Here is a 14,174-nt window from a genome sequence, read left to right on the forward strand (position 1 = left end):
CGACGGTGGCTCACCACGAGAGCTATAAACAAGGCTAGCCGCGCCCGCGGCGTGCAGGGAGGCTCTCAGATGAGAAATCTCTCAGAGTCAGAGATATATCGCTATCTAGATATCGCCGACGGGCAAGAACACGGGTTCAGCGCAGTTCGAACACCTTCGTGTCCGCCGCCTGGATGCCGCCGATCGAGACCGACAGGTGGTAATAGCCGGGCGAGGCCTGCGGCCGCGACGATCCGCAGGTGTCGACCGACGATCGCGTGCGGTCCCACTGCAGCGGCGTCACGCTCGAGACCGTCTGGCCCGCTGCCAGCTGAACGACCTGATCGCTCGACTCCGACTGGCAGTCGGTCGAGCGCCACCACGTGTCGGTGCCGCTGGTGATCACGAACGACTGTGTCGCGGTTCCCACGTTGATCAGGCACGGCGCACCCGATGTGTTCGAGAGCGTGATCGACAGTTTAGGCAGCTCGCCGGCGCTGTACACGTCCTGATCAGTGACCGCCTGCACCGAGATGGCCGCCGTCGAACACGCCGCAACCGTGGGCGCCGTCCCCGACGCCTCGGGGGTGGGGTTCGGTGCCACCGGCGCCGCTGAGGCTTCCGCGGGCGCCGCCGACGCGGGAGGAGTCGACGCCGACGCGACGGGCGTGGTGACCGACGGGCTCGATACGGGTGCGGCAGCCTGTGACCCGCGCCACGGCTGCCAGATCACGAGGACGACAGCCGCGATGACGACGAGGACGATCAACACGGCGACGAGTCGTCGGCGCCGATAGACGGCGGGACTGGGGCGTCGCGAACGGCGCGTCGGGGTGCTCACCCCTCCAGGCTAGGCCGCGGCATCCCTCTCCTTCGCCGTGGCGCGCGGGGCTCAGAGGTTCTTCAGCATGCGCGTGTTGCCGAGGGTGTTCGGCTTGACGTGCGCGAGGTCGAGGAACTCCGCGACACCCTCGTCGGGGCTGCGCAGCAGCTGCGAGTACACGTCGGGGTCGACGACCTGCTCACCGATGGGGGCGAAACCGCGACGGCGGAAGAAGTCGACCTCGAAGGTGAGACAGAACAGCCGCGACAGACCGAGCTCGATCCCGCGGGCCTCCAGCTGGGTCACGATCGCCCCGCCGACGCCGTGATGGAGCCAGTTCTCCGCGACGATGAGCGTGCGGATCTCGCCCAGGTCTTCCCACATCACGTGCAGGGCGCCGCAGCCGATGAGTTCGCCGTCGACCTCGGCGACGACGAACTCCTGCACCGACTCGTAGAGTGTGACGATCTCCTTGCCGAGCAGGATCCGTCGCTGCACCCAGGGCTCGAGCAGGGCCAGGATGCCGCGGACATCCGAGGTCCGCGCCGGCCGGACGACCGGGCGGGACGGGTTGGCGCCTTCGGCGGGGTCGGCAAGGGTCACCGACCCACTGTATTGCCCCCTACGCTGGAGCCGGGAAGGACTTCGCCGTGAGTGTGTTGCGCGACTATGCCGCGACGGTGTCGCAGCCGACGCTGCCGTTGTCACCGTCGGCGGAGTCTGTCCGCTACGACGAGTTCGTGGATGCCGACGGGTCGCTGCGACCGGCGTGGAAGGCCCTGGCTGCGCACGCCCTGAGCCTCACCGGCGAGGATCTGCAGCGTGTCGACGGCGAGATCGCGCGTTTTCTCGCGGACGACGGCGTCTCCTATCTGCGCGGCGACTCCGGACCGCAGCCGTGGCAGCTGGACCCCGTGCCGTTCGTGTTCGACGCGGCCGGGTGGTCGCCGTTGGAGGTCGGCCTCGCGCAGCGGGCGGAGCTGCTGAACGCGCTGCTCGTCGACCTGTACGGACCGCAGAACCTCATGCGCGAAGGCATCGTGCCGTCGGCTGTCGTGTTCGGCCACTCCGGTTTCACCCGACCGTTGGCCCGCGCGAGCGCCGTCGACCCTCATCCGCTGCTACTGGCGGCGACCGATCTCGGGCGCGACGCCGAGGGCGAATGGCACGTCCTCGCCGATCGCGTGCAGGCGCCGTCGGGTCTGGGCTTCGCCGCGGAGAACCGCCGCGTGATCTCGCAGGTGCTGCCGGATCTGTTCCAGGAGGAGAACCTCCACCGCATCGACCCGTACTTCTCGGCACTGCGGGCGGCGCTGCTGTCGTCGGTGGCCGCCGAGATCGACGACCCGCGGGTCGTGATCCTCACTCCCGGCACGCTGAGCGAAACGGCATTCGACCAGGCGTTCCTGGCGAGCGCGCTCGGTTTCCCCCTCGTGCAGGGCAGCGACCTCGTCGTCCGCGACGGGTTCGTCTGGATGAAGCCCGCCGGCTGGCCCCGCACCCGTCCCGCCGACCGCATCGACGTCATCATCCGGAGAGTGGATGCCGCGTGGTGCGACCCCCTGGAGCTGCGCGGCGACTCGCGACTGGGCGTGGCCGGACTCAGCGAAGCCGTGCGCCGCGGTCATGTGCGCTTGGTGAACGGCCTCGGTGCCGGCGTGCTGGAGAACCCGGGGCTGCTCCCCTACCTTCCGGCGGCGTGCGAATACCTGCTCGGCGAGCAGCTGCGCATCCCATCGGTGCCGACCGTGTGGTGCGGCGAGCCGGAGGCCCGCGACAGCGTCCTGTCGCGCCTGCGCGCGGGCGATCGCGGTCTCATCGTGCGCACGATCGATGAACCGCGCAAGGCGTTCAGCGAGATGTCCGCCGACGAGCTGATCGCGCGGATCGCGTCGGCGCCGCACCGTTTCGTCGGGCAGGATCTGCTGCCGCTCTCGCAGACGCCGGTCTGGTCGAGCGCCGACGATCTCGGCGCGCGCATCGACGCACTGCCCCTGACGCTCCGCGCGTTCGCGTTGCGCTACGGCTCGGCGTACCGCCCGCTCGTCGGGGGTCTGGCGACCGTGCGGGAGAGCCCCGACGCTCTGCCGCGGACGAAGGACGTGTGGGTGCTGAAGGCGTCGGAGGACGACCCCGACCAGAACCTGACCGAGATCGCACCCGCGCCCACGGCCCGCAGCATCCCGCCGCTGGCTCCCCGCGCACACGCCGACATGTTCTGGACCGGCCGCTACGCGGAGCGCGCGGAAGATCTGCTCCGACTGCTGTTGACGGCGCAGACCGAGCTCGACCAGCCGCGCGCCTATGTGGCGGGCCGGCTGGCCGAGAGCCCCCGCGTGCTGTTGGACGTGCTCGGGCGCCTGGCCGGCATGCGCTCTCTCGACCCCGAGGCGGAGTTCCGATCGCTGCTGCTGGACGTGCGCCGCCCCGGCTCGGCCGCGCACGCGATCGCGCGCCTGCGCGAGGCGATGGAAGGCGTCCGCGACCAGCTCTCCGGTGACACCTGGCGGGTCTTCGCGACGATCGATCGCGCCACCCGTGCACTGCGCGGCTCGGCGCACCCGCACCGGACGGCGGAGTCGGGGGGCCGGATGCTGTCGGCCATGCTGTCGCTGTATGGCATCACGGCGAACATGATCCGTGACACCGGCTGGCACATGATCGAAGCGGGCCGCTTCCTCGAGCGCGGGCTTCAGCTGTCCGAACTGCTGGCGACGGGTCTCGCCGAGCGCCACGCTCCCCGCGCCGAGCGGAGCGTCTTGGAGGCGGTGCTCCTGGCCGCCGAGAGTGTCGTGACACACCGCCGGCGCTACCGCGGATCGATGCGGGCCGCCGACGTGCTCGATCTCCTGTTGCTCGATCACAGCAACCCCCGCTCGCTTGCGTTCGCTCTCGCACGTCTGCGCGAGCATCTGGCCGCCATGCCGGCATCCACGGGGTCGACCCGTGCGGAGCGACTGCTCGATCACCTCGAGACGGAACTCGCCGCCATCGACGTCGCCGCGCTGGATGCCGTCGAGAACGGTCGACGCGATGCGCTCGTCGAGTTCTTGGCCGGCGTGACGGCGCAGCTCGAACAGCTCTCGGATGCCGTCACCCATCTCCACTTCGAGAGCGGACCGCCGGCCGTCGCGATGACCGAGTTGTCCCTCGTCGAGTTGATGGAGGCGCGCGCGTGAGGCGTTACCGTGTCTGGCACCGCACCGCCTACACCTACGGCAAGCCCGTGCAGGACAGCGTCGGCCAGTTCCATCTCGTGCCCCGCGGCCTGCCCTGGCAGGAGGTCACCGAAGCGAGCGTCCAGGTCGACCCGGCCCCGGGCGACATCGGGCCCGACACCGACGCGTTCGGCAACGCGGCCACGTACTTCCACCTCACCGACCCGCACGAGGCGCTGACGATCACCGCGTCGAGCGTGGTCGCCGTCGAGGCGCCCGCGTACGACGCCGATGCGCTCGCGCGCCCGTGGGAGCAGGCTCGCCCGATGCTCAACACGCATCTGCCGGAGGCGTGGAGAGCCGTCGAGTACGCGCTGGAATCGCCGCGGGTGCGCCACGAGCCGGAGGCGGCGGCGTACGGTGCGGTCTCTCTCACGCCCGGTCGGCCCATCGGCGAAGCCGCGACCGATCTGATGCAGCGGATCTACCGCGACTTCGACTACGACAAGACGGCGACCACCGTCACCAGCACCGTGGCCGATGCGATGCGGGCGCGGGCCGGGGTCTGTCAGGACTTCGCGCACGTGGCGCTCGCGTGTCTGCGCGCGCACGGCGTCGCCGCCCGGTACGTCTCTGGCTACCTGGCGACCCAGCCGCCGCCCGGCAAGGAGCGGGTGTTCGGCGCGGACGCATCGCATGCGTGGCTGGCCGTGTGGCTGCCCGGCACCGACCAGTGGCTGGCGATCGACCCGACGAACGATCAATGGGCGAACGACCGTTACGTGACGGTGGCGTGGGGACGCGACTACGGGGATGTCGCGCCGGTACGCGGCATCATCTTCACCAAGGCGAAGAACTCGACGTTGCGCGTCTCGGTCGACGTGGCTCCGCTCGGCGAGGCGACGCCCGCTTCCTCCCTCCCTCCCGCAGCGACAGGAATCGCATGAGCGCGCCCACCGCCGGCCGACGGCCCGTCGTCGGACTTACGACCTACCTCGAGCGCGCCCAGCAGGGCGTCTGGGATGTGCGGGCGGCCTTCCTGCCCCAGGTGTACCTCGACGCGATCACGGCGGTCGGCGGCGCGGGCGTGCTGCTGCCCCCGCAGCCCGATCCGGATGCCGCGGCCGACGCCGTGCTCGACGGCCTCGACGCGCTGGTGCTCACCGGGGGCCTCGATGTCGATCCCGCCCTCTACGGCGCCGAACCCCATCCGGAGACCGACGAGCCCCGCACCGACCGCGATGCCTGGGAGTTGGCGTTGCTGGCCGGCGCACGTCGTCGCGGCATCCCCGTGCTCGGCATCTGCCGGGGCCTGCAGCTGGCGAACGTCGCCGCCGGCGGCACGCTGCATCAGCATCTGCCGGATGCGCTCGGCACCGGCCGCTACCAGCTGGGCGGGGGCGTGTTCGCGACGAACACCGCGACCATCGCGGAGGGCACACGCCTGGCGGGCATCGTCGGCGCCGGCGACCTGTCGGTGCGCAGCTACCACCACCAGGGCATCGACCGGGTGGGCGACGGCCTCGTGGTCAGCGCCCGCAGCGACGACGGCCTCCCGCAGGGGATCGAGACGGTCGAAGGGCCCTGGTTCGTCGCCGTGCAATGGCACCCCGAAGAGGATGCCGCCGACCGGCGCCTGTTCGCGGCGCTCGTCGCCGAGGCGCGCGGCTTCCGCGCCGCACGGTAGCCGTTTCGACTCGCTCCGCTCGCTCAACGACCGGACAGCGCACACCGCGGTCGTTGAGCGAGGCGCGCAGCGCACCCCGGTCGTTGAGCGAGGCGCGCAGCGCACCCCGGTCGTTGAGCGAGGCGCGCAGCGCCGAGTCGAAACGCCCCGCGCCCACCCGCGGACGCCGAAGGGGCGGATGCCGCAGCATCCGCCCCTTCGTGCAGCCCTCGAGCCGGCTCAGCTTCCGGCGACGATGTCCGGGGTGGCCTCGATCGCGCCGGCCGCACCGACACCCACCGCGACCTTCTCGCCGCGGGGACCGTGCTCGAACAGGAACTTGCCGTTGTCGGCATCCACCTTGACGTGGTCACCGGGGTTGAGCTCGCCGTGCAGGATCCGCTCGGACAGCTGATCCTCGACCTCGCGCTGCATGGCGCGGCGCAGGGGGCGGGCACCGAGGGTCGGGTCGAACCCGATCTCGATGAGGCGGTCCTTGGCGGCGTCGGTGAGCTCGACGGTCATGTCGCGGTCGAGCAGGCGCTCGCTCAGCCGCTTCGTGAAGAGGCCGACGATCTGGCGCAGCTCCGGCTTGCTCAGCTGCGGGAAGACGATGACGTCATCGACGCGGTTGAGGAACTCCGGCTTGAAGTGACGCTTCAGCTCCTCGTCGACCTTGCCCTTCATCCGCTCGTACGTCGTCTGCGAGTTGCCTTCGACCTGGAACCCGACCGGGCCGCCGGCGATGGCCGACGAACCGAGGTTGGTGGTCATGATGATGACCGTGTTCTTGAAGTCGACGACGCGACCCTGACCGTCGGTCAGGCGCCCCTCTTCGAGGATCTGCAGCAGCGAGTTGAAGATGTCGGGGTGGGCCTTCTCGATCTCGTCGAAGAGCACGACCGAGAACGGCTTGCGCCGCACCTTCTCGGTGAGCTGGCCGCCCTCTTCGAATCCGACGAAGCCGGGAGGGGCACCGAACAGGCGCGAGACGGTGTGCTTCTCGCCGAACTCGCTCATGTCCAGCGAGATCAGCGCGCCTTCGTCGTCGAACAGGAACTCGGCGAGAGCCTTGGCGAGCTCGGTCTTTCCGACACCCGTGGGGCCGGCGAAGATGAACGAGCCGCTGGGACGCTTCGGATCCTTGAGCCCGGCGCGCTGGCGGCGGATCGTGCGGCTGAGGGCCGCGATCGCCTCCTCCTGACCGATGACACGCTGGTGCAGCGCCTTCTCCATGAAGACGAGACGGCTGGTCTCCTCCTCGGTGAGCTTGAAGACGGGGATGCCGGTGGCCTGCGCGAGCACCTCGGCGATCAGACCCTCGTCGACCACCGCGTGGCTGGCGACATCGCCGCTGCGCCACTGCTTCTCGAGGCGCAGACGCTCGGCGAGCAGCGACTTCTCCTCGTCGCGGAGGGCCGCGGCCTTCTCGAAGTCCTGTTCCTCGCTGGCGGTCTCCTTGTCTTCGCGGACCTTGGCGATCTTCTCATCGAACTCGCGCAGCTCCGGCGGGCTCGACAGGATCGACAGACGCAGGCGCGCGCCGGCCTCGTCGATCAGGTCGATCGCCTTGTCGGGCAGGAAGCGGTCGCTGATGTAGCGGTCGGCCAGGTTCGCGGCGGCGACGATCGCGCCGTCGGTGATCTGCACCTTGTGGTGCGCCTCGTAGCGGTCGCGCAGCCCCTTCAGGATGTTGATCGCGTGGGGCAGGCTCGGCTCGGCGACCTGGATCGGCTGGAAGCGGCGCTCGAGGGCGGCATCCTTCTCGAAGTGCTTGCGGTACTCGTCGAGGGTCGTCGCACCGATCGTCTGCAGCTCGCCGCGGGCCAGCAGCGGCTTCAGGATCGAGGCGGCGTCGATCGCACCCTCGGCGGCGCCGGCACCCACGAGGGTGTGGATCTCGTCGATGAAGACGATAATGTCGCCGCGGGTGCGGATCTCCTTGGTGACCTTCTTGAGGCGCTCCTCGAAGTCGCCGCGGTAGCGGGAACCGGCGATGAGCGAGCCGAGGTCGAGCGAGTAGACCTGCTTGTCCTTGAGCGTCTCGGGGACGTCGTTCTTCACGATCGCCTGGGCGAGTCCCTCAACGACGGCGGTCTTTCCGACGCCGGGCTCACCGATGAGGACCGGGTTGTTCTTCGAGCGGCGCGAGAGGATCTGCATGACCCGCTCGATCTCCTTCTCGCGTCCGATCACGGGGTCGAGCTTGTTGTCGCGCGCGGCCTGCGTGAGGTTGCGGCCGAACTGGTCGAGCACTGCCGAGCCGCCCTGGGTGGCCTGCTGGTTCTGCTCGCCGGCACCGGCGGCGACGCCTGCGGGCTCCTTGCCCTGGTATCCGCTGAGCAGCTGGATGACCTGCTGGCGCACCTTGTTGAGGTCGGCGCCGAGCTTGACGAGCACCTGGGCGGCGACGCCCTCGCCCTCGCGGATGAGACCGAGCAGGATGTGCTCGGTGCCGATGTAGTTGTGGCCGAGCTGCAGCGCCTCGCGCAGGCTCAGCTCCAGCACCTTCTTCGCACGGGGCGTGAAGGGGATGTGGCCGGTCGGCTGCTGCTGACCCTGGCCGATGATGTCCTGGACCTGCTCGCGGACGGCGTCCAGCGAGATCCCCAGGCTCTCGAGCGCCTTGGCGGCGACGCCCTCGCCCTCATGGATGAGACCGAGCAGGATGTGCTCGGTGCCGATGTAGTTGTGGTTGAGCATCTTCGCCTCTTCTTGGGCGAGGACAACCACACGACGGGCACGGTCCGTGAATCTCTCGAACATTCGTCGACACTCCTCAGGCGCACGTCTTCTGGTGCGCTTACGTCGAGGGTAACGATCAGCGAATGCCGGTATGCCCGTGTTCGCCGTCGGCGCACCGCCCCGGCATCCGCTCGACGAGGGGCCGACCGGCCACCCGGCTCGTGCGCACCCGCTGAGCGGCGCACCGCTGGTTCAGTTGGCGCGTACGCCGGGACTCGGCCGCCGGTTTCCGGCGCGAGCGCCAACCGAAGCACGCGCCGGGCCGCGGGCTACTGCAGCGCAGAGGTGAGGCGGGCCAGGTTGTCGAGCACCGTGGAGCGCAGCGGCTGCTTCTCCCATTCCTCGAGCGTGAGCTCGCGGCTGAGCCCGCGGTACTCGTCCTCGACGGCGCGCAGCTGCGACACGAAGTCCTCGCCGCGCACGAGCAGCGAGATCTCGAGGTTCAGACCGAAGCTGCGCATGTCCATGTTGCTCGAGCCGATGACGGCGACCTCGTCGTCGACGGACATCGACTTGGAGTGCAGGATGAACGGCTTCTCGTACATCCAGATCTTGACGCCGCCGCGCAGCAGCGCTTCGTAGTAGCTGCGCTGAGCGTGGTAGACCATCGCCTGGTCGCCCTCTTCGGAGACGAAGAGCTCGACGTGGACCCCGCGTTGGCAGGCGGTCTGGATCGCGAGCAGCAGGCCCTCGTCGGGCACGAAGTAGGGCGAGACGATGATGATCTTCTCGCGGGCCGCGAACAGCAGCGTCATGAACAGCTTGAGGTTGTTCTGGAACTCGAAGCCGGGGCCGGATGGGATGACCTGGCAGTCGAGGTCACCGTCGCCCGTGCGCACGTCGAACAGCTCGATGCCCTCGACGATCTGGTCGGTCTCGCTGTACCAGTCGCTGAGGAAGACCGCGTTGACGGAGGCGACGACGGGCCCGTCCAGGCGCGTCATCATGTCGACCCAGTGCAGGCCTCGCTTGATGTTCTTGGGCAGGTTGTAGGTCGAGTCGGTGACGTTCTGCGAGCCCATGAACGCCGTGTGGCCGTCGACGACGAGGAGCTTGCGGTGGTTGCGCAGATCGGGCCGCTGATACTTGCCCCGCAGCGGCTGCACCGGAAGCATGAGCTGCCAATCGGCGCCCATCGCGTCGAGCCGGCGGCAGGTCTCGGCGTAGAAGGGCTTGCCGCGGTTGGCCCAGTGGTCCAGCAGCACCCGCACGACGACACCGCGGTTCACGGCATCCTCCAGCGCGTCGAAGAAGCCCGCTGTCGTCTTGTCGGCCTGCAGGATGTAGAACTCGACATGGACGTAACTGGTGGCCTGCCGGATGGCCGCAGCCATCTCGTCGATGCTCTCCTGGTACCCCGAGATCAGCCTCGCGGCGTTCTCCCCGGACAGCGGCATGGCGCCGAGGTTGCGATTGAGACGCACGAGCTGCGCGAACCACAGAGGCGGGTCGGGCCGGAGGGTTCCGAGGTCGAGGCCGTGGCTGGTCGTGCGGATGTAGTCGTTGATCTGCTGCTGCATCTTGCGACGCTTGCGCGGCAGACGCGGGTTGCCGATCAGCAGGAACAGCAGCACGCCGACGAGCGGGATGAAATAGATGGCCAGCAGCCAGGCCATCGCGGCCGTCGGGCGGCGGTTGCGGGGGACGATGATGATCGCAAGGATGCGAACCGTGACGTCGGTGACGAAGACCAGGATCACCCAGGCGAGGGTCCATCCGGTCTGATCCACGTCGCTCTCCCCGCTGTCGGACTCCGCTCAGCGTATCGAGAACGGGCGGCTCAGGTGGCGCGCGGAGCCTCGGGGGCTGCCGTGTCGGCAGTGCCGACGGGCGGCAGGCCCCGCTTGGCACGTTCTTCGTTCTCGATGCGCGCGTAGACGCGGCGCTCCGAGCGGTCCATCCGGATGATGGCGCGCAGCACGAACACGAACAGTCCCAGCACGACGACGGTCGGCAGCAGCGACCAGGCGACGGCGGTCCAGTACGAGTCCATGGCTCCATGGTACGCCGCCGCGTGCAGGCTCCTCCCCAGACGCCGCGTGGTCACGGGTTCTCCACGGCGGCGCCGCATCCCCGCTTCCCTCGCGGCGAGAAGCCCAGACTCTCCGCATGTCCACGATCGTCCGCGCCGCCGATGCGGCACAGTTCCTCTCCGTTCTTCCGCACCTGCTCGGCTGCACGCCGCGCGACAGCGTCGTGGTCGTCCCCCTGTTGCAGGGGCGCACCCTCGGCGTGATGCGGGTCGACCTTCCGTCCGAGACCGCGGCGGCCGGCGCCGCCGCCAGCATCATCGGCATGGCCTGTCGGATCGTCGACGTCGAGGCGGTGATGCTGGTCGTCTACACGGATGCCGAGATCAGCACCGATCCGTCGCCCGTTCTCCCCCACCGCGCCGTCATCGAGGCCCTCCGCACGCGCGCCGACGAGTGCGGACTGCCGATCGCCGAGGCGTTCGTCGTCGCGGCGAACGGCTGGGGATCGGCGCTGTCGGACCGTCTGCCGCCCGGGGGTCACGCCCTGGAGAAGATCACGCCGCGCGACGATCTTCCGCCCGAGGCCGTGGACGGCCCGCCCGCGGTGGACCAGGCGGCCGGGGCGCAGCTGCCGTTGCCGGGCGCTGCGCGGCGCCGGGCGGTCGGGCAGGCGCTGCGGTCACTGGACGCGGCGCTCGAGACCATCTGCGGCATCCCGCGGATGAGCGGGTCTGCAGCCGTCCGCATCGATCCGGCGGCTCTGCAGGCCGCGTGCGCCCTCGACGATCTGCCGGCACTGTTCGAGCGGGCGCTGTCGTGGAACCCGGATGATCTGGCCCCGATGGATGCCGCGTCGATCGGCTGGTGCCTCGCCCGGGCAGGGCTCCGCGACGTCGCGCTCGTGCAGTGGGCGACCGATGTCGACGGCGGAGATGCCGCGATGGAGGCGCAACGGCGCTGGGAGGACGGCGAGCTGTACCCGAGCGATCTCGCCGAGGTGATGTGGGGAGACGGCCCGCGCCCCGACGCGACGCGCCTGGACGCGGCGCTGCGCCTGGCGCGCAACGTCGCCGCCCTCATGCCGAAGAAGCGCCGGGCGGGCGCCCTGGCGGTGTGCGCCTGGATCGCGTGGGCCCGTGGACGCTCCACCCACGCCGAGGCCTACGTCCGCCAGGCCCTCCATGCCGACCCGCGGCACGGCTTGGCCGAGATCGTCGGGTCGTTCGTCGCCGCCGGGCATCTGCCCGATTGGGCGTTCCGTGCGCGGTAGAGGTCAGGCCGGCGGCTGCTCGAATTCGCCGAAACCGTCGTCGACGAGCCGGCGCACCGCGTCGACGGCGGCGGCGGCATCCGGTCCGCCCGCGCTGATGCGTACGGTGGCGCCGCCCGCGGCCCCCAGAGCCAGCAGTCCGATCATGCTGAGGGCTGACGCCGGGCCGGCACCGGTCGTCACGTTCGCGATCGAGACGTCCGCGTCGAAGCCGCCGACGGCCTTGACGACGAGGGCCGCCGGTCGGGAGTGCAATCCCATCGGGTTGCGCAGCACCGCGTCGACGGACACGTCCCCCGCCGCGGCGTCAGCGGGGGCCGCGGAGGCCGCCCCGGGCGTCGGAGCGTCCATGGATGCCGCGGAGGCGTGCGCCTGCTTGGCCGCCAGCGCGGACGAGACCTCCGTCGCGACCTCGTCGAGACCGCCGCCCGTCGCCGCGCGCACGAGTCCGGCGGTGATGCCCTCCACGAACGGGCCGTCGCTGATCCGCACGGGGACGGTGCTCGTCCGCAGGTCGAGGGCGAGCTGCGAGCTGAGCACCGCGGAGCCGAGGTCGGTGATGATCAGCACGCCGTCGGTGTCGGCGAGCGCGTCGATGGCGTCTGCGATGGCCACCGCATCCGTGCCGAAGCCACCGTCTGCCCCCGAGGCGATCCGCACGGGGGGCGCCTCGCCATGGATCATCTGCATCGCCAGCTCGACGGCGGCCTCGGCCAGAGCCTCACTGTGCGAGACGACGACGAACCCGATCACGCGGCTTCCCTGGCAGCGGCATCCGCGAAGGCTCGCAGCAGCAACGCTGTCGACGCCGACCCCGGGTCCACGTGACCGACGCTGCGCTCACCCAGATAGGAGGCGCGACCCTTCCGCGCCACGAGCGGCTCGGTGTCTGCGCTGCCCTGCTCGGCGGCGTCAGCCGCTGCCGCTGCCGCGTCGGCGAGCGTTCTCCCGCTCGACAGCGCCGTGTCGAGAGCCTCCAGCGCCGGGCCGAACGCGTCGATCATGGTCTTGTCACCCGGCTGCGCATGTCCTCGGGCGACGACCGCGGCGACGCCGGCCGACAGCGCGTGCGCCCACTCCGCGGCCGACATCGATGCTCCGGCGGGCGCGTTCTTGCCCATGTCGAGGAACAGGGTGCCGTAGAGCGATCCGCTCGCCCCACCGACTTTGCTGACGAGAGTCATGCCGACGGCCTTGAAGAACTCCGGCACCGTCTGCGGCGGGGTGGCATCGAGCTTCGCCACGATCGCCGTGAAGCCGCGGAGCATGTTCGTGCCGTGGTCGGCGTCGCCGATCGCAGAATCGAGCGCGGTGAGGCGGTCGGCCTCCGTCGTCAGCCGCGCGTCGCTGAGACGCACCCACCGGTCGAGAAGCTCGAGCGTCACGGTGTCGGTCGTCGCGGCATCCGTCATCTCAGCGTCCCCACCGCAGAGCGCTCGTCTCGACGGGAGCATCCCACAGGCGCAGCACCTCGTCGTCGGCGCGCAGAAGAGTGAGCGAGCAGCCCGCCATGTCGAGGCTCGTGACGTAGTCGCCGACGAGGCTGCGGGCGACCGTGACCCCCTTCGCGGCGAGCGCGTCGGCGATGTCGGCGTACATCACGTACAGCTCGATCAGCGGGGTGCCGCCGAGTCCGGTCAGCAGTGCGATCACCGGAGCGCCGGTGAAGTCCAGATCGGCGGTGATCGCCTCGACGAGCTCGGCGGCGATGTCGTGCGCGGAAGCGAGCGGCACGCGCGTGCGGCCCGGCTCGCCGTGGATGCCGACTCCCATCTCCATCTCGTCGTCCGGCAGATCGAAGCTGGGGTGGCCCACGGCGGGAACGGTGCAGCTGGTGAGTGCCACACCCATCGAGCGTCCGTTCGAGGCGACGTGTTCGGCGACCGCCTTGACCTCGGCGAGGCTCTTGCCCTCCGCCGCCGCTGCACCCGCGATCTTCTCGACGAGCAGGGTCGTGCCGACACCTCGACGTCCGGCCGTCCACGTGGAGTCCTTCACCGCGACGTCGTCGGCGACGATCACCGACTCCGAGGCGATACCTTCGTCGGCGGCGAGTTCGGCCGCCATCTCGAAGTTGAGCACGTCGCCCGTGTAGTTCTTGACGATGAAGAGCACGCCCGCACCCGAATCGACGGCCTGCGCCGCAGCCAGCATCTGGTCGGGCGTCGGCGAGGTGAACACCTCGCCCGCGCAGGCGGCATCGAGCATGCCCGCGCCGACGAACCCGCTGTGCAGAGGTTCATGGCCCGAGCCGCCGCCGGAGATCAACGCGACACGACCCTCACGGGCAGCGTTGCTGATGACCACGCGATTCTCGTGGTCGACGGTGAGCTCGGGGTGGGCCGCCGCGACGCCGCGCAGGGCATCGGCGAGCACCGATTCGGGCGAGTTGATGAGCTTCTTCATGCGCGGGTCTCCTCTTCACTGAGTTGTCGCAGGTGTTTCTCGCCGGCGTTCTTCGACGGCCGCCTCGCGTGTGCACCGACGTCCCGTGGCGGTCCGTCGGGGCGGAGCGCAGAGCCGCGTGGCTTTCGACATCATCGATTGCGATTCGTCTATG

At 70.0% G+C, this 14,174-nt stretch carries 12 protein-coding genes; 4 read left to right on the forward strand and 8 right to left on the reverse strand.

Annotation, left to right across the window (positions count from 1 at the left end; all coding sequences use genetic code 11):
- Nucleotides 1-136: 136 nt before the first annotated feature.
- Both DEU37_RS06460 and DEU37_RS06465 read right to left on the reverse strand, forming a co-directional pair.
- Nucleotides 137-820, reverse strand: coding sequence for a hypothetical protein (locus DEU37_RS06460; protein ID WP_259457175.1), 684 nt, complete (start codon nt 818-820; stop codon nt 137-139).
- Nucleotides 821-871: 51 nt separating this feature from the next.
- Entirely contained in the window at nt 872-1,405 is a 534-nt protein-coding gene (locus DEU37_RS06465; RefSeq protein WP_121189774.1) for an amino-acid N-acetyltransferase, read from the reverse strand.
- A gap of 47 nt (nt 1,406-1,452) precedes the next feature.
- Between DEU37_RS06465 and DEU37_RS06470 the strand changes: the two genes are divergently transcribed.
- From DEU37_RS06470 to DEU37_RS06480, 3 genes are read left to right on the forward strand one after another with little or no spacing between them, the layout of a single operon-like run.
- Nucleotides 1,453-3,981: a circularly permuted type 2 ATP-grasp protein gene (locus DEU37_RS06470; RefSeq protein WP_121189775.1), complete on the forward strand. Its 2,529-nt coding sequence runs from the start codon at nt 1,453-1,455 to the stop codon at nt 3,979-3,981.
- Nucleotides 3,978-4,907 (forward strand): transglutaminase family protein, encoded by a 930-nt coding sequence (locus DEU37_RS06475; RefSeq protein ID WP_121189776.1) that lies wholly within the window; start codon nt 3,978-3,980, stop codon nt 4,905-4,907. The genes DEU37_RS06470 and DEU37_RS06475 overlap by 4 nt, the downstream gene beginning before the upstream one ends.
- Nucleotides 4,904-5,647 (forward strand): gamma-glutamyl-gamma-aminobutyrate hydrolase family protein, encoded by a 744-nt coding sequence (locus DEU37_RS06480; protein ID WP_121189777.1) that lies wholly within the window; start codon nt 4,904-4,906, stop codon nt 5,645-5,647. The genes DEU37_RS06475 and DEU37_RS06480 overlap by 4 nt, the downstream gene beginning before the upstream one ends.
- 219 nt (nt 5,648-5,866) lie before the next feature.
- Here the strand turns inward: DEU37_RS06480 and DEU37_RS06485 are convergent, their stop codons facing one another.
- From DEU37_RS06485 to DEU37_RS06495, 3 genes are all read right to left on the reverse strand, one after another.
- The gene (locus tag DEU37_RS06485; protein WP_121189778.1) at nt 5,867-8,392 is read right to left on the reverse strand and encodes an ATP-dependent Clp protease ATP-binding subunit; all 2,526 of its coding nucleotides are present in this window, start codon (nt 8,390-8,392) and stop codon (nt 5,867-5,869) included.
- 248 nt (nt 8,393-8,640) lie between these two features.
- Entirely contained in the window at nt 8,641-10,101 is a 1,461-nt protein-coding gene (cls, locus tag DEU37_RS06490; protein ID WP_121189779.1) for a cardiolipin synthase, read from the reverse strand.
- A 50-nt stretch (nt 10,102-10,151) separates the two neighbouring features.
- Entirely contained in the window at nt 10,152-10,364 is a 213-nt protein-coding gene (locus tag DEU37_RS06495) for a hypothetical protein (RefSeq protein ID WP_036282681.1), read from the reverse strand.
- Nucleotides 10,365-10,480: 116 nt separating this feature from the next.
- Between DEU37_RS06495 and DEU37_RS06500 the strand changes: the two genes are divergently transcribed.
- Nucleotides 10,481-11,614 carry a DUF4192 family protein gene (locus DEU37_RS06500; protein WP_121189781.1) on the forward strand — a complete coding sequence of 378 codons (1,134 nt, stop codon included), beginning with the start codon at nt 10,481-10,483 and terminating at the stop codon, nt 11,612-11,614.
- Nucleotides 11,615-11,617: 3 nt separating this feature from the next.
- On the opposite strand, the gene DEU37_RS06505 is transcribed toward DEU37_RS06500, so the two are convergent.
- Genes DEU37_RS06505 through dhaK form a run of 3 tightly spaced genes read right to left on the reverse strand, consistent with a single transcriptional unit; the run spans nt 11,618 to nt 14,020 of the window.
- A complete protein-coding gene (locus DEU37_RS06505; protein ID WP_121189782.1) occupies nt 11,618-12,367 on the reverse strand; it encodes an HPr family phosphocarrier protein in 750 nt (249 codons plus the stop codon).
- Nucleotides 12,364-13,026 (reverse strand): dihydroxyacetone kinase subunit DhaL, encoded by a 663-nt coding sequence (gene dhaL / locus DEU37_RS06510; protein WP_121189783.1) that lies wholly within the window; start codon nt 13,024-13,026, stop codon nt 12,364-12,366. Before dhaL ends, DEU37_RS06505 begins: the two co-directional genes overlap by 4 nt.
- A 1-nt stretch (nt 13,027) precedes the next feature.
- On the reverse strand, nt 13,028-14,020 hold the full coding sequence (gene dhaK / locus DEU37_RS06515; protein WP_121189784.1) for a dihydroxyacetone kinase subunit DhaK: 993 nt from the start codon (nt 14,018-14,020) through the stop codon (nt 13,028-13,030).
- Nucleotides 14,021-14,174: the final 154 nt, after the last annotated feature.

The organism is Microbacterium sp. AG790 (assembly GCF_003634765.1).
Classification (GTDB): Bacteria; Actinomycetota; Actinomycetes; order Actinomycetales; family Microbacteriaceae; genus Microbacterium.